General features: G+C 67.8%; 18 protein-coding genes. 7 read left to right on the top strand and 11 right to left on the bottom strand.

Features of this window, described 5'->3' with window-relative positions; translation table 11 throughout:
• The 6 genes from yidC (at position 1) to ACZ5C2_RS09040 (ending at position 6,094) form a co-directional block, all read left to right on the top strand.
• A complete protein-coding gene (gene yidC / locus ACZ5C2_RS09065) occupies positions 1-1,266 on the top strand; it encodes a membrane protein insertase YidC (protein ID WP_468788195.1) in 1,266 nt (421 codons plus the stop codon).
• A gap of 15 nt (positions 1,267-1,281) precedes the next feature.
• Positions 1,282-1,794: a Jag family protein gene (locus ACZ5C2_RS09060; protein WP_468788193.1), complete on the top strand. Its 513-nt coding sequence runs from the start codon at positions 1,282-1,284 to the stop codon at positions 1,792-1,794.
• A 120-nt stretch (positions 1,795-1,914) separates the two neighbouring features.
• Positions 1,915-2,634, top strand: coding sequence for a 16S rRNA (guanine(527)-N(7))-methyltransferase RsmG (rsmG, locus tag ACZ5C2_RS09055; RefSeq protein ID WP_468788191.1), 720 nt, complete (start codon positions 1,915-1,917; stop codon positions 2,632-2,634).
• A gap of 350 nt (positions 2,635-2,984) precedes the next feature.
• Positions 2,985-4,061, top strand: coding sequence for a ParA family protein (locus ACZ5C2_RS09050; protein WP_468788548.1), 1,077 nt, complete (start codon positions 2,985-2,987; stop codon positions 4,059-4,061).
• Positions 4,058-5,155: a ParB/RepB/Spo0J family partition protein gene (locus tag ACZ5C2_RS09045; RefSeq protein ID WP_468788189.1), complete on the top strand. Its 1,098-nt coding sequence runs from the start codon at positions 4,058-4,060 to the stop codon at positions 5,153-5,155. The genes ACZ5C2_RS09050 and ACZ5C2_RS09045 overlap by 4 nt, the downstream gene beginning before the upstream one ends.
• A 321-nt stretch (positions 5,156-5,476) precedes the next feature.
• The gene (locus ACZ5C2_RS09040; protein WP_468788187.1) at positions 5,477-6,094 is read left to right on the top strand and encodes a GNAT family N-acetyltransferase; all 618 of its coding nucleotides are present in this window, start codon (positions 5,477-5,479) and stop codon (positions 6,092-6,094) included.
• 107 nt (positions 6,095-6,201) lie between these two features.
• On the opposite strand, the gene trxA is transcribed toward ACZ5C2_RS09040, so the two are convergent.
• The 7 genes from trxA to ACZ5C2_RS09005 form a co-directional block, all read right to left on the bottom strand.
• Positions 6,202-6,534: a thioredoxin gene (trxA, locus tag ACZ5C2_RS09035; protein WP_468788185.1), complete on the bottom strand. Its 333-nt coding sequence runs from the start codon at positions 6,532-6,534 to the stop codon at positions 6,202-6,204.
• 41 nt (positions 6,535-6,575) lie between these two features.
• The gene (gene trxB, locus ACZ5C2_RS09030) at positions 6,576-7,544 is read right to left on the bottom strand and encodes a thioredoxin-disulfide reductase (RefSeq protein WP_468788183.1); all 969 of its coding nucleotides are present in this window, start codon (positions 7,542-7,544) and stop codon (positions 6,576-6,578) included.
• Between the two features lie 187 nt (positions 7,545-7,731).
• A complete protein-coding gene (locus ACZ5C2_RS09025) occupies positions 7,732-8,649 on the bottom strand; it encodes an anti-sigma factor family protein (protein ID WP_468788181.1) in 918 nt (305 codons plus the stop codon).
• Positions 8,646-9,371: an RNA polymerase sigma factor SigM gene (gene sigM / locus ACZ5C2_RS09020; RefSeq protein ID WP_468788179.1), complete on the bottom strand. Its 726-nt coding sequence runs from the start codon at positions 9,369-9,371 to the stop codon at positions 8,646-8,648. The genes ACZ5C2_RS09025 and sigM overlap by 4 nt, the downstream gene beginning before the upstream one ends.
• 25 nt (positions 9,372-9,396) lie before the next feature.
• Positions 9,397-11,118, bottom strand: a complete 1,722-nt coding sequence (locus ACZ5C2_RS09015) for a protein kinase family protein (RefSeq protein WP_468788177.1) — start codon at positions 11,116-11,118, stop codon at positions 9,397-9,399.
• A 141-nt stretch (positions 11,119-11,259) separates the two neighbouring features.
• Positions 11,260-13,584 (bottom strand): murein biosynthesis integral membrane protein MurJ, encoded by a 2,325-nt coding sequence (gene murJ, locus ACZ5C2_RS09010; protein WP_468788175.1) that lies wholly within the window; start codon positions 13,582-13,584, stop codon positions 11,260-11,262.
• Positions 13,585-13,628: 44 nt separating this feature from the next.
• Positions 13,629-16,016, bottom strand: a complete 2,388-nt coding sequence (locus tag ACZ5C2_RS09005) for a DUF6049 family protein (protein ID WP_468788173.1) — start codon at positions 16,014-16,016, stop codon at positions 13,629-13,631.
• Positions 16,017-16,215: 199 nt separating this feature from the next.
• On the opposite strand from ACZ5C2_RS09005, the gene ACZ5C2_RS09000 reads away from it, so the two are divergent.
• Positions 16,216-17,682 carry a CCA tRNA nucleotidyltransferase gene (locus tag ACZ5C2_RS09000; protein WP_468788171.1) on the top strand — a complete coding sequence of 489 codons (1,467 nt, stop codon included), beginning with the start codon at positions 16,216-16,218 and terminating at the stop codon, positions 17,680-17,682.
• 103 nt (positions 17,683-17,785) lie between these two features.
• Here the strand turns inward: ACZ5C2_RS09000 and ACZ5C2_RS08995 are convergent, their stop codons facing one another.
• The 4 genes from ACZ5C2_RS08995 to ACZ5C2_RS08980 all read right to left on the bottom strand — a co-directional run bounded on the left by ACZ5C2_RS08995 (position 17,786) and on the right by ACZ5C2_RS08980 (position 21,542).
• Complete coding sequence (locus ACZ5C2_RS08995; RefSeq protein WP_468788169.1) at positions 17,786-18,268, bottom strand: LppU/SCO3897 family protein; 483 nt, start codon at positions 18,266-18,268, stop codon at positions 17,786-17,788.
• A 123-nt stretch (positions 18,269-18,391) separates the two neighbouring features.
• The gene (locus ACZ5C2_RS08990) at positions 18,392-19,654 is read right to left on the bottom strand and encodes an MFS transporter (RefSeq protein WP_468788167.1); all 1,263 of its coding nucleotides are present in this window, start codon (positions 19,652-19,654) and stop codon (positions 18,392-18,394) included.
• 78 nt (positions 19,655-19,732) lie between these two features.
• The gene (locus ACZ5C2_RS08985) at positions 19,733-20,815 is read right to left on the bottom strand and encodes an inositol-3-phosphate synthase (protein ID WP_468788165.1); all 1,083 of its coding nucleotides are present in this window, start codon (positions 20,813-20,815) and stop codon (positions 19,733-19,735) included.
• Positions 20,816-20,858: 43 nt separating this feature from the next.
• Positions 20,859-21,542 carry a PadR family transcriptional regulator gene (locus ACZ5C2_RS08980; protein WP_468788163.1) on the bottom strand — a complete coding sequence of 228 codons (684 nt, stop codon included), beginning with the start codon at positions 21,540-21,542 and terminating at the stop codon, positions 20,859-20,861.
• Positions 21,543-21,630: the final 88 nt, after the last annotated feature.

Below are 21,630 nucleotides of genomic sequence, written 5' to 3'. Positions count from 1 at the left end.
GTGGACACGATTGCCAGCCTCTTCAGCTTCATCACAACGCCTGTCTCCTGGGTCATCGTCCAGTTCCACAGCGTGTACGGCGCCGTCTTCGGCCCTGACACCGGGTGGGCCTGGGGCCTGTCCATCGTGTCCCTGGTGATTCTGATCCGTATCTGCCTGATCCCGCTCTTCGTGAAGCAGATCAAGGCGACGCGCGCGATGCAGACGCTCCAGCCGGAGATGAAGAAGATCCAGGAGCGCTACAAGAACGACAAGCAGCGTCAGTCCGAAGAGATGATGAAGCTGTACAAGGAGACGGGTACCAACCCGCTCTCCTCGTGCCTTCCCATCCTGGCGCAGTCGCCGTTCTTCTTCGCCCTGTACCACGTGCTCAACAGCATCGCGTCGAACGACACCGTCGGTGTGATCAACGAGCGTCTGCTGGAGAGCGCGCAGAAGGCCCACATCTTCGGTGCCCCGCTCGCGGCGAAGTTCACGGACAGCTCGGACAAAATCGAGGCTCTGAACTCCTCGCTGACCAATGTCCGCGTCGTCACGGCGATCATGATCGTTCTGATGTCGCTGTCGCAGTTCTACACGCAGCGCCAGCTGATGACGAAGAACGTCGACACCACGGTGAAGACGCCCTTCATGCAGCAGCAGAAGATGCTGATGTACGTCTTCCCCGTCATCTTCGCGGTCTTCGGTATCAACTTCCCGGTCGGTGTCCTCGTCTACTGGCTGACCACCAACGTGTGGACCATGGGCCAGCAGATGTACGTCATCCACAACAACCCCACGCCGGGTTCCAAGGCACAGGCCGCCTACCTGGAGCGCCTCTCCAAGCACCTCACCCGGCACGGCAGGACCCGCAACCGTCGTGAGCGCGCCATCGTCAAGGCCATTGTCGCCAAGGGCCGGGACCGCAACGAGTACGAGCGCAAGTTCATCAACGGGCTGAACAAGGCGGGCCTCGCCCCCCAGACCGACGGCATGGTGATCAAGGGCGAGAGCACGGCCGCGGCCCAGGCGGAGGACGGCACGACCGCCGGAGCCGCACCCAAGCGGCAGCAGCCCAAGCGGCAGAGCAAGTCCCAGCGCCAGTCCGGTGCGACCAAGGCGGGGGATGAGCCCACCTCGCTGGCCAAGTCCGACGAGCCCGAGGACACCAAGCCCGCTTCCGCTGCCAAGAAGGGCAACGCCAAGCCCGCCGGCAGCACCCGCAGCAAGGCCCAGTCCGGACAGCGCAAGGGTCCGCAGCGGCCCAAGTCCTCGTCCAAGAAGTAAGAAGGAGTCCATCCCGTGACGGAAGGCACCACCGCCGCCGCTGCTGAGGGCGCAGACACCCTGACCCGCCTGGAGCAGGAGGGCGAGATCGCGGCGGACTACCTGGAGGGTCTGCTCGACATCGCCGACCTCGACGGCGACATCGACATGGACGTCGAGGCCGACCGCGCCTCTGTCTCGATCATCAGCGACACGGGCGGCCGTGATCTGCAGAAGCTGGTGGGCCGTGACGGTGAGGTGCTGGAGGCGCTCCAGGAGCTCACGCGTCTGGCCGTGCACCGGGAAACCGGTGACCGCAGCCGCCTCATGCTCGACATCGACGGCTTCCGGGCCAGGAAGCGCACCGAGCTGTCCGAGATCGGTGCGAAGGCCGCCGCCGAAGCCAAGAACAGCGGCAAGCCCGTGAACCTCGACCCGATGACGCCGTTCGAGCGCAAGGTCGTTCACGACGCGGTCAAGGCAGCCGGCCTGCGTAGCGAGTCCGAGGGCGAGGAGCCGCAGCGCTTCGTCGTCGTGCTTCCCGCCTGATCGGCTTCACGTACCCCCGGCCCCGTCTGTTGCGCAGGCGGGGCCGAATCTTGTCAGCCTGATAGTTGTGGTTCTGGTGTCGGCTCCCGTGTCGGCACGGTACGGAAGGACGGTCCACCAGTGACGGAGGCAGCGGAGCTTCCCCCTGCGCCCGAGCAGGCACGCGAGGTGTTCGGTGATCGCTTCGCGGACGCGGTCCGGTACGCGGAGCTGCTCACCGAGGCGGGCGTGCAGCGAGGTCTGATCGGTCCTCGGGAGGTGCCCCGCCTGTGGGAGAGGCATCTGCTGAACTGTGCGGTGCTCTCGGAAGTCGTGCCCGAGGGTGTGACGGTGTGCGATGTCGGCTCGGGAGCCGGTCTGCCGGGCATTCCCCTGGCGCTGGTCCGGGAGGATCTCAAGATCACCTTGCTGGAGCCGCTGCTTCGGCGCACCAACTTCCTCACCGAGGTCGTGGAACTGCTCGGCCTTGACCATGTCACGGTGGTGCGCGGCCGGGCCGAGGAGGTCATGGGGAAGCTGCCCGCGGTGCATGTGGTGACCGCCCGCGCAGTGGCTCCGCTCGACCGCCTCGCCACCTGGGGCATCCCTCTGCTGCGGCCGTACGGGGAGATGCTCGCGCTCAAGGGTGACGCCGCCGTGGAGGAGCTGAAGAGCGCCTCCACGGCGTTGAGCAAGCTCGGTGCCGTGGCGACGTCGATCGTGCATGTGGGCGAGGGTGTCGTGGATCCGATGTCCACCGTGGTGAAGGTCGAGGTGGGGGAGAGCCCCGGCGGGGTGCGGTTCGCGGCCAAGCGTGCGAAGGCGGCCCGTACGGGACGGGTCCGGCGACGGCGCGGATAGCGAGCGGTTCCGCTCCTCCTGAAGTGCGTGGTCCGATGGGTACGTGGCCTGCCGACTGAGGGCCGGATGTACTCCACACAAGCTGCCGAACCTGTCCACGCCGGAGTGTCGCGGCAATCCGGCCTCCGCTGCTGTGCATCGTGTTTCACGTGAAACGTCGCTCACTGCTGCACGGCATCATCGGTCGGGGCCGCGCTGCGGCCGAACCCCGTGACCGGAAACCCCTCGGTTCGCTCGGGAAGGGTTCCGTTCCTGACGAGACACCGCCCCACTCAAGGGGCACGGAGTTGTCCACAGAGGTGGATTTCTCCACAGAACGCCAGGCCTCACTGGTTCGTGACCCCGAAGGCATGGGAGGCTCTGTTCATTGCGAGCCTGAAGTCGAGGAGAGTGAATCCTTGCGGTCCGACGCCAACATCGCGGGACCGATGACCGACCCGGTCCCCGGTCCCCGTACCGAATCGATGGGGGCGGATGTTTCACGTGAAACACCGCCTCCGATGGACGACACTCCCATCGGTCGTGCTGCCCAACTGGCGGTGGAGGCTCTGGGGCGTGCCGGTGAGGGCCTGCCGCGGCCCGAGCAGACACGCGTCATCGTGGTCGCCAACCAGAAGGGCGGCGTCGGTAAGACGACGACCACTGTCAACCTTGCGGCGTCGCTTGCCCTGCACGGTGCCCGTGTGTTGGTGATCGACCTCGACCCCCAGGGCAACGCGTCCACAGCCCTGGGTATCGACCACCATGCCGAAGTCCCTTCCATCTACGACGTACTGGTGGAGAGCAAACCGCTTGCGGAGGTGGTCCAGCCGGTCCCCGACGTCGAGGGCCTCTTCTGCGCTCCCGCCACCATCGATCTCGCCGGTGCGGAGATCGAACTGGTATCACTGGTGGCGCGGGAGAGCCGGCTGGAGCGGGCCATCCAGGCCTACGAGCAGCCGCTGGACTACATCCTCATCGACTGCCCGCCCTCGCTCGGCCTGCTCACGGTCAACGCACTCGTGGCCGGCCAGGAGGTGCTGATTCCGATTCAGTGCGAGTACTACGCGCTGGAAGGACTGGGCCAGCTGCTCCGCAACGTCGACCTGGTGCGGGGACACCTCAACCCGGCCTTGCACGTATCGACGATCCTGCTCACCATGTACGACGGCCGAACGCGGCTTGCGTCGCAGGTCGCGGACGAGGTACGCACCCACTTCGGCGACGAGGTCCTGCGGACGAGCATCCCTCGTTCCGTACGAATCTCGGAGGCGCCGAGCTACGGGCAGACAGTACTGACCTACGATCCTGGATCGAGCGGTGCTCTCTCCTACTTCGAGGCGGCACGAGAGATCGCGCTGAGAGGTGTCGGCGTCAGCTATGACGCGTCGCAGGCGCACCTTGGCGCGCAGCAGAATGATCCGAGCATGGTGGAGGGCGTTCAGTGAGTGATCGACGGAGGGGGCTGGGCCGTGGTCTCGGTGCACTGATCCCTGCTGCCCCGACAGAGAAGACGGTGTCGTCGGCCACGGTGGGGGGTACCGCTTCCACGTCTCCGGCCGCAGTTCCGGTGCCGAACGAGCGTGGGGTGGCCGCGGCGAAGGTGGCCACACTGTCGCCTGTTTCACGTGAAACGGAAGAGCCCTCGGTGAGGGGCGCTGCGGCCGTGCCCGCGTCGCCCATGGGTGCTCACTTCGCCGAGATCCCTCTTGACGCCATCACGCCAAACCCCCGACAGCCGCGTGAGGTCTTCGACGAGGATGCCTTGTCCGAGCTGATCACCTCTATCAAAGAGGTCGGTCTCCTCCAGCCGGTCGTCGTACGTCAGGTCGGGCCGGATCGGTATGAGCTCATCATGGGCGAACGCCGCTGGCGGGCCTGCCATGAGGCGGGCCTCGAGGCGATCCCGGCGATTGTGCGGGCCACGGACGACGAGAAGCTGCTCCTGGACGCGCTGCTGGAGAACCTGCACCGTGCTCAGCTGAATCCGCTGGAGGAGGCTGCCGCCTACGACCAGCTGCTGAAGGACTTCAACTGCACGCACGATCAGCTGGCGGACCGCATCGGCCGGTCTCGTCCGCAGGTGTCCAATACACTGCGTCTGCTGAAGCTGTCACCGACCGTTCAGCGCCGGGTTGCCGCTGGCGTGCTGTCCGCCGGGCACGCACGCGCACTGCTGTCCGTCGAGGACTCCGAGGAGCAGGACCGGCTGGCCCACCGGATCGTGGCCGAGGGCCTCTCCGTGCGGGCCGTCGAGGAGATCGTGACCCTGATGGGATCACGGCCCCAGAGGGCCCAGCGTTCCAAGGGGCCTCGCGCCGGTGCTCTCGTGTCGCCGGCACTGACGGATCTGGCGACACGTCTCTCGGATCGATTCGAGACCCGGGTGAAGGTCGACCTGGGACAGAAGAAGGGCAAGATCACCGTCGAGTTCGCCTCCATGGAGGACCTGGAGCGCATCCTCGGCAGCCTGGCTCCGGGTGAGGGACCCGTGCTGCAGAAGAGTCTGGTTGACGACGACTCCGCGGAGACCGATTCCTGAGCCGTCGTCTGGTCCCAGCCGGCCGAGCAGCGCTGGGGCGGACCGTGTTCCGGCGGGTCCGGAACACGGTCCGCCCTTTGCCTTTCGGCGGTATCGATGGAAAATCTTCATGGATACGATGCGATCGGACAGGGTGCGTCCACCCGGCTGTACCGCTCAGAGCAAGGCAGGAGCCATGCGAATGACGCGCCGCACCGGACTGGTGAGCGCAGGGCTGGGGGTGGGCGCCGTCAGTGGATTCATCGGCAGTCTGCTCAGGGAACGGAGTGCTCTGGCAGCCGCCCGCGCGGCAGCGGGCGAAGGAAGCGAGGAACAGCCTTCATGGGCCGTCGGCTCGTACCGCTTACGCTGGACAACCTTCAGGATCTCCCCCAGCGCTGCCGCTCGTGTGTCTTCTGGGAGCGGGACCCCGTCAGCGGCGAGGCAGCGGTAAAGGCGGGCACGTCCGCACTCGAGAAGGAGTCGTGGATCTCTGCGGTTCTTCTGGACTGGGGATCCTGCGGCAGAGTCGTCTACGTCGACGATGTCCCTGTGGGCTTCGTTCTCTATGCTCCACCCGCCTATGTGCCTCGTTCCACGGCTTTTCCCACAAGCCCTGTGTCACCCGACGCGGTGCAGCTGATGACCGCGTTCATCCTGCCCGGGCACCAGGGGCAAGGGCTGGGCCGGGTAATGGTGCAGACGGTGGCGAAGGATCTGCTCCGTCGGGGCTTCAAGGCGGTCGAGGCCTTCGGTGACGCCCGCTGGAAGGAGCCTGCCTGTGTCCTGCCCGCCGACCATCTGTTGGCCGTGGGATTCAAGACCGTCCGCCCTCACCCCAGGTACCCCCGGCTGAGGCTGGAACTGAGGACGACACTCTCCTGGAAGGAAGACGTGGAGATGGCGCTGGACCGGCTGCTCGGAGCCGTGCAGAAGGAGCCGGCGCTGCGTCCCCTCTGATGCCGACCTGCGTCCCCTGATGGACTTCGTACGAATGGGCCGACCCGTCTGGGCCGGCCCATTCGTGTTTCACGTGAAACATGTACCGTCGGTGCGGTGCTCCGCCGCTACTCGGCGATGAAGTCCTCGAGGTCGCGAACGATCGCGGCCTTCGGCTTCGCACCGACGATGGTCTTGGCGACCTCGCCACCCTGGTAGACGTTCAGGGTCGGGATGGACATGACGCCGTATTTGGCGGCCGTACCCGGGTTCTCGTCGATGTTCAGCTTGACGACCTCGATCTTGTCCCCGTACTCGGAGGCGATCGCCTCCAGAGACGGAGCGATCTGACGGCACGGGCCGCACCATGCGGCCCAGAAGTCCACCAGAACAGGCTTGTCGCTCTTGAGGACGTCCTGCTCGAAAGTATCGTCGGTCACGTTCTTCAGGGTGCCGGCCACAGCGGGCTCCTTAACTGGTTGATGCGTGGGGCGGGTGGAGGTCAGACAGCGGTCTTCTCGGGCTCCGGCTTCTCCCCGTCCGCGAGAGCCGCGAGGAAGCGCTCGGAGTCGAGAGCGGCGGAGCAGCCCGTGCCGGCCGCGGTGATCGCCTGGCGGTAGGTGTGGTCGACCACGTCGCCGGCGGCGAAGACACCGGTGACGTTGGTTCGAGTCGAGGGTGCGTCGACCTTCAGGTAGCCCTCCTCGTCCAGCTCCAGCTGGCCCTTGAAGAGCTCGGTGCGCGGGTCGTGGCCGATCGCGATGAACAGACCCGTCACCGACAGGTCGGAGAGCTCGCCCGTCTTGACGTTGCGCAGCTTCAGACCCGAGAGCTTCTGGTCCCCCTGGACCTCCGCGACCTCGCTGTCCCAGACGAACGAAATCTTCGGGTCGGCGAACGCTCGCTCCTGCATCGCCTTAGAGGCACGCAGCGTGTCACGACGGTGGACGATCGTCACGGACTTGGCGAAGCGCGAGAGGAAGGTGGCCTCCTCCATCGCGGTGTCGCCACCACCGATCACGGCGATGTCCTGGTCCTTGAAGAAGAAACCGTCACACGTGGCGCACCAGGAGACACCGCGGCCGGAGAGGGCGTCCTCGTTCGGCAGACCGAGCTTGCGGTGCTGCGAGCCGGTGGTAACGATGACGGCCTTCGCCTTGTGGACGGTGCCGGCAGTGTCGGTGACGGTTTTGATCGCACCGGCCAGGTCGACGGAGACCACGTCGTCCGGGACAAGCTCGGCACCGAAGCGCTCTGCCTGGGCGCGCATGTTGTCCATGAGCTCGGGGCCCATGACGCCGTCCTGGAAGCCGGGGAAGTTCTCGACCTCGGTGGTGTTCATCAGCGCACCGCCGGCGGTGACAGCGCCCTCGAACACCAAGGGCTTCAGCGACGCACGGGCAGTGTAGAGCGCCGCCGTGTAGCCGGCGGGCCCCGAGCCGATGATGATCACGTTACGGACGTCGCTCACGGCGGGATTCCTCGTCTCTGGTCTGCTTCGTTCAACCGGGGGAGCTTCTGTCGGGACTCTCACCCCACCCAACGGATCCTAAGGGGCGTGCATTCCCAGTGGGCCCGCGCACGCCGATACGGCCCTCCGACGGCAGAAAGGCACACCGTAGGGGATGCCACGAAGGGCGGAAACCAAGGGCGGATCGTCAGCGCGTGTACGAATGCTTCAGCAGTACCTCTGCGGCCCCGGCCGACGACGGGTTGTCCACGCACGTCGCCTCGACGAGGTACGCGGTGACACGGGTGTCGTCCGACATGTCGGGAAGCACGACGAGCAGTGCTTTCTGCCCCTTGTATGTGCCCTGCTCGGTGGCGAGTGCGGTGTCATTGCGCCCGATGCCGTCGCGGACGCACTCCGGCACCGTGGGCTCTTTGAGGACCTTCGGGTTCACGGCGCCGCCGGACTCCGATTCGAGTCCGAAGGTGTGCGGGGAGCTGGAACCCTTGCCCTGCCCTTGGCCCTGTGCGAGGAGGTCGGTGACCTGCTTCTCCAGATTCCCTTCGGAGAAGGTGTCCGCTGCGGTCGTCCGATGCCCCTCGTTGGGCTTCGTACCGCTGTTCAAGGAGGACAGCACCACGGAACCGAGACCAAGAGCGGCGACGGTGAAGACGGTCCCCAGGACGGCGACCCGTCGGCGTCCGCCCTGCAGGCGCCCCTTGCGTCCGGGGCCCGTCGTGGAAGGGCGGGGGCGCCCGGTCGGCCGGTGGGCAGGCGCCGATGTTTCACGTGAAACATGCGGTGGGCCGTCGTCCGACGCTGTGGGAACGGTGACAGGGGGTTCCTCGAGGGTCTCGGGATCGGGCGCCGTGGCGTGCAGCAGGGCCTCCGCGGCGAGTGCCGCGTCGATACGGCCCGCCACCTCCGCGGGCATATGGGGCGGCCCCGGTAGCGTACCGAGCAGATCCCGGATCTCCGCGAGCGAAGCGTGGACGTCCGTGCAGAGAGCGCACGCGTCCAGATGCCGGCGAACATCAGCGGTTCTCGCCGAGGGGAGGAGGCCCTCGGCGAGGTCGGAGATCTCCGCGACGTCCGGGTGCTCCGCCATGTTCTTTGCTGACGTCACGCTCGCCCACCTCCGCCCTTCGCTGTAGCCGGGTCATTCGTTCCTGCGTCCGATGGGTCCGGTCGTCGCGGACCCGCTGCGGGTGGGACGGACGTCCCCTGGGTCCGGTTCCGTGCCTCACTCCGCGTCTTCCTCTCACCACTGCCGTCCGGCCGTAGATGAGAGAGCAGGGGCAGGAGTCTGGCTCTGCCGCGAGCGCACCGGCTCTTCACGGTGCCGGTGGGCACACCAAGGATGCGGGCGGCCTCGGCGACCGGGTAGCCCTGCATGTCCACGAGGACGAGCGCGGCCCGCTGATCGGGCGGAAGCGTGCCCATGGCTTCGATGAGCTGGCGGTGCAGATCGTTGCGCTCCGCGGGCGCCGAGGCGGACTCGTGCGGCTCCAGCAACTGCTCCAAGCGCTCCGCATCGTCGACCGGTGCGGTCTTCCGGGAGGCCGCCTTGCGCGCACGGTCCAGACATGCGTTCACCGTGATCCGGTGCAGCCATGTCGTGACGGCGGACTGGCCGCGGAAGGTGTGGGCGGACCGGTAGGCGGAGACAAGGGCGTCCTGGACGGCGTCAGCGGCCTCCTCGCGGTCGCCCAGCGTGCGCAGGGCCACGGCCCAGAGCCGGTCCCGATGCCGGCGCACGAGCTCGCCGAAGGCGTCGTGGTCGCCCTCCACATGGCGGGAGAGGAGGTCCTGGTCGTTCGCGTCGCGATACGCGGTGCCGTCGGCCATCCGACCCTCCCCCTTCGTCGAGACGTCAGCCGGTGAACTTCAGGTCGGTGATGCTCTGCTTGTAGCCGGCGCTGCTGTAGGTATCCCCCGACGCGTACGGCATGGCGGTGATCCAGACCAACACGTACCGGGCCTTCACCGACTTGTCGGCCTTGACCGTGGCCCGGTTCCCGTTTGTCGTCACCGTCCCCAGCTTCTGCATGGAGCCGATCGGCGTCGACGAGCTCAGCGAGTCCGTCGCGTACAACGTGACGGTCGTGCGGTCGCCCGTGTAGCGCAGTCCTATCGACGACGACTTGACCGTCTGCTCGGAACCGAGGTCATAGACGATGCCCACCCCGGGCTTGAAGGCGGGATTCATGTCCGGCCCGTCGACGAAGCTGTTGGTGCGCCAGTAGGTCGAGCTGTCACCGTCGTAGGTCTTCGCCACATCACCCGGCGCCTGGGCCTCGCCCTTCGCGACGTATTCCTGGGCGCCCTGGATGCTGAGCGGCTTCGCCGGCTCGGGCCTGTTGTTGTTCTTGTCGTCCCCGTCCGTGGTCTGGGTCTTGTTGGTGTCGTCCGCCTTGCCGCCCTGTTCCATCAGGGCGTCCGCGAGCTGCCAACTGCCCAGCCCCAGCGCGGCGATCAGCAGTGCCGAGACGGCCCACTTCAGAGCCTTGCCCGTGCGGCTCTGCAGCGGGGGAGGCGGACCCGGGGTCGGCTGGGCGGCGCCGGGACGCGGCGCCGGCCGACCGTAGGTGCCCTGCTGGTACGTGGTGCGCTGGTAGTCGGGAGGGGTGGTGAACGCGGGCTCCGGCGGGCGGATGCGGGGCATCTCGCCGATCGCCTTCACCAACTCCTCGGGCGTGGTGCACGGTGACTCGTGACGCGAGGCGGTGGCGCCGTCGTTGGCGAGTGCGCGCATGGCCACCTCGGACAGGCCGCGGTGGACACCGGCCCGCACCTGGTCTGGCGGGATCAGCCCGATGTCCTTGGGCAGGCCGGACATGCCGTAGGCGTCGTTCTCGTACGGCCAGCGCTGGGTGAGCGCCGCGTAGAGCAGGGCACCGATGGACTCGGTGTCGGTGCGCTGCGGGGTGTCGGAGCTGACGCCGCGCAGTGCCGCGTTCACGGCGAGGCCGCGGATGCGCCACTGGCCGGTCGAGGTGCGCAGCACCGCGTTGGGGTTCAGACGCAGATGGGCGAGGCCCTCGCGGTGCGCGGCGGCCATGGCGGCGGAGATCTGACTGACCATTTGGTAGGCGTCGTACACCTCCAGCGGCCCCGCCGCCAGGAGCGTGGTCAGCTCGGTGGCGTCGGGAAGCCACTCGTGAACGACATAGACGACGTCGTTCTCCTCGACGGCGTCCAACACCTGGACGAAGCGTGGGTCGCCCAGCAGGGCGGAGGAGCGTGCCGCGGCCAACACCGACCGGGCACGTGAGTGATCGGCGGGCAGGATGTGCACACCGACGGCGCGGCGGAGCATCTCGTCCACGGCACGCCAACTACTGAATCCGTCCAGACGGGTGACGCACTCCTCCAGGCGGTAGCGTCTGGCGAGCTTGTGGCCGCTGTGCAGTTCGGGCGGCGAGGTTTTCCCGGAGCCGTCGGCCCCGGTGCTCTCCTGTGCCTCGTCGTTGTCCGTGTCCCGCTCCCGGTTCTTGGCCACCCCGTCGGCCGTGGACTGGTCCGCCTGTGCGGTCAGCGGCTGCTCGCCGCTGTTGTCTGCCACGTCGACGGCAGCTGTGCTCCGTTCTGCCACCGTCGTTCCCTGCCTCCCCATTCATTGCGCGTCGGCCGGCGTCCGTCGCGCGTCGTCCGACGCCGAAACCAATTGTGCCCACAGTCCGCCGCTATGCACGACACACAGGGGATGCTGATGGTTGTGCGCCTACCCCCAGACTCAGCGTCCCAGGCGTCCGCGCACCATACCGACCAGCGAGTTGACCTCCTCGATACGCATCCGCCGGGCCGCCACGTAGAAGACCCCCAGCAGGACTGCCCCTCCGCCCAGCAGTGCGGCGAATGAGCCCATGACCCCCTGGCCCAGTGCGTGACTGATCCCGTAACAGGCCGCGCCGCTGAGCAGGGCGGCCGGCACGGAGGCGATGCAGAGCCGGGCGTAGGTCCGCAGCACCCGGCCGCCGTCCAGGTCACCGCCCAGCCGCTTGCGCAGCCGGCTCCAGGCGACGCCGACACCGATCACGTAGGCCAGGCCGTAGGAGGCGGACATGCCGACCACGGCCCAGCGGGCCGGGAGCACGAGGAAGCAGATGCCCGAGGCGATCGCGTTGCCCGCGGCGACGATGACCGTGTTGTAGAAGGGGGTTCGGGTGTCCTCGTACGCGTAGAAGGCGCGCAGGACGACGTACTGCACGGAGTAGGGAATCAGACCGAGGCCGAACGCCATCAGCATGTACCCCATGTTGGTGGCGGCACCGGTACCCGAGGAGCCGAACATCAGCGTGCACATCGGGATGCCGAGCGAGACGAAGCCGAAGGCGACCGGCACGATGGCGACGGCCGTGGTGCGCAGGCCCTGGGAGATGTCGTCGCGGACGGCACCGGCGTCGTCGTCTGCCGCCGACCGCGAGATACGGGGCAGGAGAGCGGCCATCAGGGAGACGGTGATGATGGCCTGGGGCAGGCCCCAGATCAGCTGGGCGTTGGCGTAGGCGGCGAAACCGGTGCCCTCGACACGGGAGTCCAGACCTGCGGCCGTGGACAACTGGGTCACGACCAGGGCTCCCGCCTGGTTGGCGAGAACGAACAGAATGGTCCACTTGGCGAGCATGGCCGCTTTGCCGAGCCCGTGCCCCTTCCAGTCGAAGCGCAGGCGGAGACGGAAGCCGGTCTCGCGGAGGTACGGAATCATCGCCAGGGCCTGGACGACGAGTCCGAGCAGTACGCCGACGCCGAGCAGGCGCAGGCCTTCCGGCGGGATGTTCGTGACCTTCATATTCGAGTCCGCGGCGGTGCCGTAGACCCAAATGAACGTGCCGAGCGTGACGATGATGACGATGTTGTTCAGGACCGGCGTCCACATCATCGCGCCGAACCGGCCGCGCGCGTTGAGGATCTGACCCATCACCACATGGACGCCCATGAAGAAGATCGAGGGCAGGAAGAAGCGGGTGAAGGAGACAGCGACGTCATTGGCTGCGGGGTTGGTGGCGACAGGGTTCGACAGCGCGCGCACCAAGAGCGGGGCGGCCAGCCACGCGAGGGCGGTGAGGGCGGCCAGGGCGACCATCACCAGCGTCAGCAGGCGGTTGGCGTACGCCTCTCCTCCGTCCTCGTCGTCCTTCATCGCCCGCACGAGCTGCGGCACGAAGACGGAGTTGAGACCGCCCCCGACGGTCAGGATGTAGATCATCGTCGGCAGCTGGTAGGCGACCTGGAACGAGTCACCGAGAAGTCCGAGGCCCAGGGCTGAGACGATCAGTGCGGATCGGATGAACCCCGTGAGGCGGGACACCATCGTGCCCGCCGCCATCACGGCGCTCGACTTCAGCAGCCCCCCGGCCCGGCCGCCCCTCTTGGGAGCCGGGGCGGCAGCGGGTTCCGGGGCCGGTGTCTCGGCGGCGGGAGGCGGTGTGGCGCCCGCGTAGTGGCCGGGCGTCGGGGACGCGGGGCCGGGCACCGGTGCGGACGCGTAGTGGTGTGGGCCGCTCATCGGAGGGTGTCCGGGGTGTCCACCGCTGGGCTGCTGCGGGTATCCACCGCCCTGCTGCTGGTCCGGGAAGGCACCGCCCTGCTGCTGATCACGGAAGAGATGGGCGAAGGCGTCCGGTTCGTGGCGCTGGTCCCCCGCTTGGCCGACCAGGTCGTCCACGCCCACGAACTGTGTCGTGCGCGGGTCGTCGCCGTAGGGCAGGTACTGCGTCGGACCGTCCGGTTCGGGTGCCGGCGTGCGCGCCCACACCCGCGGGTCTGGAGCGTGCGGCGACTGGGGCGGCTGCCCGTACAACGGCTGCTGAGGGGGGTAGGCGCCCGGAGGGGGTGGCGGGTGCGCGGCGCGGTCGTAGAGCGCCTCCGCGACCGGGTCCTGGGCGGCGATGTCCCGCGCCTGGTAGGGATCCTGCTGGTAGGCGTCCTGGAGGTAGGGGTCCGCGGGTGGCTGCGGCACCTGGTCGTGCCCGGGCGGCGGACCCTCGGGGGGGTCCGACTCGGGATGGCCCGAGTTGCCCGCGGCATGGCCGCGGTCACCGTCGTACGGCGCGTTCATGGTTACCCCACCTCATCGTCCCGGGCCCACCGGCCACGACATCCTCAACGGTCCACTCTCTCACCCGTGCCGGACGGGTCGGCGCTTTCCGGTGCGGTGTCCGGTGCCGGGTCACTCGGCTGCTCGGGGTCGCCTTCCTCCGTGCCCGTCGCGGACTCCTGGGAGAGACGCGCCTCGGGGGTTTCGGGGTTCTGCCGGCCGTCGACGTCCCCGCCCGCCCGGTCTTCCCGCTCCTGCTCCTCGGCCTCGCGGGCCGCGGCCCGCTTGCGCTGGGTGTACATCCGGAAGCCGGCGAGGACGAGCATCAGCACGCCGCCCCCGATGACCAGCATCACCGTCGCGGTGATCTCGGTGACCTTCACGTCGAACGTGACGGGGGCGCCGTACTTCTGGCCGTCCTGCGTGTACAGCTGGGCGATCACTGTTGCCCTGCCGTTTGCGTTGGCGGACGTGGTGAACTTCACCGACTGGCTGTGGCCGCCGGAGACGGTGACGGGCTGCTCCTCGTAGGCGGCCCCGCCGATCTCCAGGCGGGTCGGGTTGGTCGAAGTGAGTCGCAGCACCAGGTGCTCGACGCCCTGTACCAGGTTGTTCTGCACTGTCACGGGGATGGTGGCACTGCGGCCGGAGAGTTTCGTCTCCGATTTGTCGATCAGCCTCACCTGGCTGATGAGCCCGTCCAGATACGCCTCGACACCGCTCCGGTAGATCGCCGCTTCGGCCTGCCGGCCCCGCCAGGACACGGACATGCCCCGGTTCAGGGCGCGTCCGAACGGGGTCACCACGCGGGACTGGTTGGAAAGGATCACCTTGAACTTGTCGAGCTTGGCCTGCGTCCTGGCGATCTGCTCGAACGTCGGTTTCGGGAGTTCCTGCTTGCGCAGGGAGGACGGGTACGAGGAGGCCGGAGGGACTTTGGTGGTGGCGGAGGGGTCCGGTTTGGACCCGGCGGCGGCTGTGAGGTCCTGCGACTCGGACCAGGTGCTGTCCTGGAGGATCTCGATGGCCTCGGCCATCGCCCGGGCCTGGCTCGCGGACGGTGTGCGCTGTGGTGCGACGACGACGCTGCGCTGCCGGTCCGTCTGCAGGCCGAGGGTCAGGCTCTGGGCCAGGAACCGCTGCACCGCGAGTGTCGACCCCGAGGCCCTGGTCATATCCCCCCGGAACGCCGTGGACAGCCGTCCGTCCGCGACGACGGCCGTGGTGCCGCCGCCGATGGGGCGGGGCGCGGAGGTCGTGTACGTCAGGCCGGTCTCCTCGAAGGTGTCACTCCGGGCGATCACCTTGTCGGCTCCGGCGGATGTGGCGACCCGGACGACGGAGGGGTCGATGGCGCCGTCGACGGGCCAGGCGAAGTCCGTGGTGGGTGTCACGTAGAGGATCGACTCCACGGCGTCGGAGGCGACGTCGGTGGCCTCCTTGAGGTGACTCAGCGATCCGGTGACGGACGTGCCGTTGTGGGCGAGCGAGGCCAGGTCGGGATCGCCGAACGGCAGCGCCACGACCTCCTTTTCCGCCACCGCCTTCTGCACCTCGGTCAGCCATCGCTTGGCGACCGTCTGGTGGCCGCCGACGACGGTGTCGTCACCCTCGCCGGGGATCTCGTACCGATCGGTCATCGCCTCGACGGATGCCAGCAGGTCGGGATCGATCACCCAGGTGACGTCGAGGTCCTTGCCCAGCGCCACTATCCGGTCCAGCCTGCCGCCCGGGGAGATCTCCTTGGCCAGGTCGTCGTCGTGGAAGACCGGTGTCTGCTGCTCGTCCGAACCTGTCTGCGCGGTCATGTGGACCGTGGAGATCAACGGCCACATGAAGGTCGTCTTCGTCTTTGTGTCGCCTTCCTCGGGCTTCCAGGGCAGAAACGTCCGCTGGACGCCGAGGGTCTGCTCCCAGGGCTGTGTGGAGGTCTCCCCGGCGAGTGAGACAGCCAGCTGGTAGACACCGTCCTGTCCGAGATTCAGCTCGTCCACCGGTACCGAGAGGGTGAAGGGCCGCGAGACGCCCGGGATGAGCTTGGAGAACTCCTCCGAGTACTTGTCGTCGATCTCCGGGCCGACGACGCCCTGGAGGTCGTCGCTGTTCTTGGCGACGGTGTCGATGCCTGAGCGGGTGTTCAGCAGCGGTCCCACGCGCAGGCCGAGGTGGGCGTCGGTGACGGTCTGCTTGCCCCTGTTGGTCACCGTCCCTGTCACGGTCACGGTGTCACCCTCGGCGGGGGCTCCGGGCGTGAGGGTGTCGACCGAGACGGCGACGGAACCCGCTTTGGTGGCCTGTGAGGCGTCCGGTGCGGCGGCGTCCGCGGGGGACGCGGCCGGCAGCTGGAGAAGTCCGGCCAGCAGAGGCACTCCGGCGAGCAGGGCTGCGGTGCGCCGCAGCCCACGGCGGGCAGGTGAGGGACGTGTCCCCTGGAAGTCTGCCGCCTCGGCCACGCGCTCGCCCGTCCCTCGTCGTCGTCAGTGGTCGTCGAAAAGTGCGTCCACGCATGGTAACGATGTGCGCTGAGGGGAAGTGCCGCGGACCGGTGCACAAGATCAACGGACGCGGGCCTTGTCCGTGTATCGCCGGGGGTGTCCGCGCCCACGTAATGGGGGAGCTTCCGGTCGTTCGGGCCACGTACCCTCTTCTGTTGTGCCGAACGCCAACGAAGAAACCCGTGCCCTGAGCCAGGTGCAGGACCGCGCCGTGAGTGAACTGCTGCGGGTTGCCCCTGTCGCCGACGACCTCGCCCGCCGCTTCCAGGAGGAGGGGTTCTCACTTGCCCTGGTCGGCGGCTCGGTGCGTGACGCACTGCTCGGCCGCCTCGGGAACGACCTGGACTTCACTACGGACGCCCGTCCACAGGACGTACTGAAGATCGTGCGTCCCTGGGCGGACGCCGTCTGGGAGGTGGGGATCGCCTTCGGCACGGTGGGGGTACAGAAGGATGCCCGCGTCGAAGGTGTCGACCGGAGCTTCCAGATCGAGGTGACCACCTACCGGTCGGAGGCGTACGACCGCACCTCACGCAAGCCGGAGGTGTCGTACGGCGACTCCATCGAGGAGGATCTCGTCCGCCGCGATTTCACCGTGAACGCGATGGCCGTCGCGCTCCCGGAGAAGCGGTTCATCGACCCGCATGGCGGTCGTGGTGACCTTGCGGCGCGTGTGCTGCGCACCCCGGGCACCCCCGAGGAGTCCTTCTCGGACGACCCGCTGCGGATGATGCGGGCCGCCCGCTTCGCCGCCCAGCTCGACTTCGAGGTGGCACCCGAGGTCGTCGCGGCGATGAAGGGGATGGCGGGGCGGATCGAGATCGTCTCCGCTGAGCGTGTGCGGGACGAACTGAACAAGTTGATCGTGTCCTCGCGTCCCCGCAAGGGTTTGTCGCTGCTCGTGGACACCGGGATCGCCGAGTACGTGCTGCCCGAGCTGCCGGCCCTGCACCTGGAGAGGGACGAGCACCACCGGCACAAGGACGTCTACGAGCACACGCTGATCGTCCTGGAGCAGGCGATGGCCCTGGAGGAAGAGGGCCCCGACCTGACCCTTCGGCTGGCGGCACTGCTGCACGACATCGGCAAGCCCCGGACGCGCAGGTTCGAGGACGACGGCCGTGTCTCGTTCCATCACCACGAAGTGGTGGGCGCGAAGATGACGAAGAAGCGCCTGACGGCTTTGAAGTACTCCAACGAGTTGGTGAGGGACGTCTCGCGTCTCGTCGAGCTGCATCTGCGCTTCCACGGCTACGGAACGGGAGAGTGGACGGACTCCGCCGTCCGTCGTTACGTCCGCGACGCCGGTCCTCTCCTCGGCCGGCTGCACAAGCTGACCCGCTCGGACTGCACCACGCGCAACCGGCGCAAGGCCGCCGCGCTCTCCCGTGCGTACGACGGCCTGGAGGAGCGGATCGCTCAGTTGCAGGAGCAGGAGGAGCTGGACGCCATCCGCCCGGACCTCGACGGCAACCAGATCATGGAGATCCTCGGCGTCAAGCCGGGTCCGGCCGTCGGCCAGGCCTACGGGCACATGCTGGAGCTCCGGCTGGAGAATGGTCCGATGAAGCACGATGCGGCGGTGGCGGCACTCAAGGAGTGGTGGGCCACGCGGCAGGGCTGAGAGCGTGAAACGGGGTCATGTTTCACGTGAAACATGACCCCACTGGCATGCCGAGGGTGATGTTTCACGTGAAACACCGTTCCCTTCGGGCCCGTGCCAGGCGCTACTTCACTTCCTTGAGGCAGAGAACCACGTTGTGGCTGCTGTCGCCCGTCTGGTAGTAGGAGATCGTTGCCTCCTTGACGGCCTCGCACTTGCTGTCGTCGCTGGTGTCGTCGAACTTCTCGACGACCTTGTACTGGGCGTCGCTCGAAGAGCAGTCGACCGTCTTGAGCTCCGGGCTGATCTGCGTGCCCTCGTTGTGCATACAGCTGCCCACCGACGCGGTTTCCGCATCGGTCTGGCCGAAGAACCACTTGCCCACCACGACGAGTACCGCGATCACGATGAAGCCGACGATGCGCACCATCTTCTTGTTGAAGCGCCTGGCGGGAGCAGGCGGCGGAACCGGGGCGCCCGGCGGGGGGAAGCCCGGCTGGCCGGCCTGCTGCGGGAAGCCGCCCTGGGGCGCCTGGCCCTGAGGTTGGCCGTAGGGCTGCTGCTGGCCTTGTGCGAACGGGTTGCCCTGGGGCGGCGGAGTAGTCATGTGGGAGTCCCCCTGGAACATAGGTGCGTGGCGCTAACGGTGCGCTGATAAGACGCACGTAAACTACCGGCCCGCACTGACAACTCCGTAGCCGGATACGGCAATGTGGCATTGATGTGACACTTACTGGCGCTCAAATCGGGCCATAGCCCCAGCTACTGTCCCGTAGATAACGGCGACCGTTACCACCAGCGGGACCGATCGGCCGTCCGGTGGCAGCATCAGGGCGGCCACAGCCGCGGCACCGACGAAGGCCACGTTGAACAGGACGTCGTACAGGGAGAAGACCCGGCCGCGGAAACCGTCCTCGACGGCGGACTGGACGATGGTGTCCGTGGCGATCTTGGCGCCTTGAGTGGTCACCCCCAGGACGAAGGCCCCCGCGAGAAGCGGACCGGTGGCGAACGGCAGGCCCAGCGCGGGAACCAGCACCGTTGCCGACGCGGCGCACACCATGATCCAACGGCCCGGTCCGAGCCGTCCGGCGGCCCAGGGCGTCATGACGGCCGCCACGAAGAAGCCGGCGCCCGAAGCTCCCAACGCGAGGCCCAGCAGGGCGAGTCCCTCGTCCGTGGTCGAGGTCAGGGCGTACCGGCACAGCATCAACAGCAGGACGAGCATGGCGCCGTAGCAGAACCGCATCAATGACATTGCCGCAAGCGCCCAGGCCGCCTCTCTGCGCGGGGGTGCCGCGAGGTGGCGTACTCCCGCCCTGAGGTCGCGGGCGCTGCCGCTGAGCGCCGTGGTGAGCCGGGGTTGTACCAAGGCCCGGTCGGGTCCGAGCAGTTCCTTCGCCATGCGCAGCGATGCCAGGGCCGCGCACAGGTACAGCACGGCGCCGACGAGCACCACGGCCGTGTCGGAGTCGGCGACGACCAGACGGACGACGAAGGCCAGGCCGCCGCCAGCGGTCGCGGCGAGCGTTCCGGCGGTCGGCGACAGGGAGTTGGCGATGACCAGCCGCTCGGTATCCACCACACGCGGCAGCGCGGCGGACAGCCCCGCGAGCACGAAGCGGTTGACGCCGGTGACGCAGAGAGCGGAGACGAAGAGCATCCAGTCGGGTACCCGGCCGAGGATGAGAAGTGCTGTCGCCGTGGCCATCAGGGCGCGCAGCAGATTGCCGTACAGAAAGACCTGGCGGCGGCGCCAGCGGTCCAGCAGAACACCGGCGAAGGGACCCACCACGGAGTACGGGAGGAGCAGGACCGCCATCGCGGCGGCGATCGCGGCAGCCGATGTCTGCCGCTCCGGCGAGAAGACCACGTAGGAGGCGAGTGCGACCTGGAAGACGCCGTCGGCCCCCTGGGAGAGCAGCCGGACGGTGAGCAGGCGCCTGAATCCCTGGAATCGCAGCAGGACGCGCAGGTCACGGACGACGGCCATGGGGCACAGCCTCACATACGAAGAGGGTCTCCGGGACGTACGACCCGGAGACCCTCAACTGCCCACAGCGGGGAGGTCCTAGCGCTCGGACTCGCCCTTGATGAACTTCTCGACGTTCTCGCGGGCCTCGTCGTCGAAGTACTGCACCGGCGGGGACTTCATGAAGTACGAGGACGCCGAGAGGATCGGGCCGCCGATGCCCCGGTCCTTGGCGATCTTCGCGGCGCGCAGGGCGTCGATGATGACACCGGCCGAGTTCGGGGAGTCCCAGACCTCGAGCTTGTACTCCAGGTTCAGCGGGACATCACCGAAGGCGCGGCCCTCGAGGCGGACGTAGGCCCACTTGCGGTCGTCCAGCCAGGCCACGTAGTCGGACGGGCCGATGTGGACGTTCTTCTCGCCCATGTCCCGGTCGGGGATCTGCGAGGTGACGGCCTGCGTCTTGGAGATCTTCTTTGACTCGAGACGGTCACGCTCGAGCATGTTCTTGAAGTCCATGTTGCCGCCGACGTTCAGCTGCATCGTGCGGTCCAGGATGACGCCCCGGTCCTCGAACAGCTTCGCCATGACGCGGTGCGTGATGGTGGCACCGACCTGGGACTTGATGTCGTCCCCGACGATCGGGACGCCCGCCTCGGTGAACTTGTCCGCCCACTCCTTGGTGCCGGCGATGAAGACCGGGAGGGCGTTGACGAAGGCGACCTTGGCGTCGATGGCGCACTGGGCGTAGAACTTCGCCGCGTCCTCGGAGCCGACCGGCAGGTAGCAGACGAGGACGTCGACCTGCTTGTCCTTGAGGATCTGGACGACGTCGGCCGGCTCCTCGGCGGACTCCTCGATGGTCTCGCGGTAGTACTTGCCGAGACCATCGAGGGTGTGGCCGCGCTGGACCGTCACACCGGTGCGGGGGACGTCGCAGATCTTGATGGTGTTGTTCTCGGAGGCGCCGATGGCGTCCGCGAGGTCGAGACCGACCTTCTTGGCGTCCACGTCGAAGGCGGCGACGAACTCGACGTCGCTGACGTGGTACTCGCCGAACTGGACGTGCATCAGGCCCGGCACCTTGGCTGCCGCGTCGGCGTCCTTGTAGTACTCGACTCCCTGCACCAGCGACGCGGCGCAGTTGCCCACGCCGACGATGGCTACGCGAACCGAACCCATTCCGGTTGCTCCCTGTGTGTACGAGTGAGGCCCTGAGCGGGTCTCACGTGGCGGTGTCGTCGGGCGGATCCGGCCGGGGTTCGTCCCCCGGCCGGGGCAGACCGCCCGGCGCTCCAGATGTGGTGTCCTGCTGAGCGGGTCTCCCGGCGGCGGAACCCTTCAGGTCCCGGCCTGCCCGCTCGCTCTCGATGAGCTCGTTCAGCCAGCGCACTTCGCGCTCCACGGATTCCATCCCGTGGCGCTGGAGCTCAAGTGTGTAGTCGTCGAGGCGCTCCCGGGTCCGCGACAGGGAGGCGCGCATCTTCTCGAGGCGCTCCTCCAGCCGGCTGCGGCGGCCCTCGAGTACGCGCATCCGTACGTCGCGCGATGTCTGCCCGAAGAAGGCGAACCGCGCGGCGAAGGTCTCGTCCTCGTACGCGTCCGGTCCCGTCTGGGAGAGCAGTTGCTCGAAGTGCTCCTTACCCTCCGCCGTCAACCGGTAGACGATCTTGGCGCGGCGCCCCGCGAGTGGAGCGGCGAGGGCGTCCTCGGTGGTGTGCCCCGGTTCCTCGATCAACCAGCCGTTGGCGACCAGCGTCTTGAGGCAGGGGTAGAGCGTCCCGTAGCTGAACGCACGGAACACACCCAGTGACGTGTTGAGTCGTTTGCGCAGTTCATAGCCGTGCATCGGAGATTCGCGGAGCAGGCCGAGTACGGCGAACTCGAGGATTCCGGAACGCCGGCTCATGTCGCCTCCCCTCTGCCGCGGTCATCCCGTGACGGCCTCGTGTACGGCTCGTCGCCGTCCTTATGTCGAGCTGATGTATCGACTCGAT

The sequence above is a fragment of the Streptomyces sp. NPDC031365 genome, assembly GCF_055569765.1.
Note: the sequence above shows the minus strand (reverse complement) of the source record. Positions and strands in the feature narration are given on the sequence as shown.

Excerpts from the sequence above, each read along its gene's own strand:
- sigM (WP_468788179.1), bottom strand. The coding sequence starts at position 9,371 with ATGGCCGACGGCACCGCGTATCGCGACGCGAACGACCAGGACCTCCTC.
- ACZ5C2_RS08990 (WP_468788167.1), bottom strand. The coding sequence starts at position 19,654 with ATGGCCGTCGTCCGTGACCTGCGCGTCCTGCTGCGATTCCAGGGATTC.
- ACZ5C2_RS09050 (WP_468788548.1), top strand. The coding sequence starts at position 2,985 with ATGGGAGGCTCTGTTCATTGCGAGCCTGAAGTCGAGGAGAGTGAATCC.
- ACZ5C2_RS09040 (WP_468788187.1), top strand. The coding sequence starts at position 5,477 with ATGGGCCGTCGGCTCGTACCGCTTACGCTGGACAACCTTCAGGATCTC.
- ACZ5C2_RS08980 (WP_468788163.1), bottom strand. The coding sequence starts at position 21,542 with ATGAGCCGGCGTTCCGGAATCCTCGAGTTCGCCGTACTCGGCCTGCTC.
- ACZ5C2_RS08985 (WP_468788165.1), bottom strand. The coding sequence starts at position 20,815 with ATGGGTTCGGTTCGCGTAGCCATCGTCGGCGTGGGCAACTGCGCCGCG.
- ACZ5C2_RS08995 (WP_468788169.1), bottom strand. The coding sequence starts at position 18,268 with ATGACTACTCCGCCGCCCCAGGGCAACCCGTTCGCACAAGGCCAGCAG.
- murJ (WP_468788175.1), bottom strand. The coding sequence starts at position 13,584 with ATGAACGCGCCGTACGACGGTGACCGCGGCCATGCCGCGGGCAACTCG.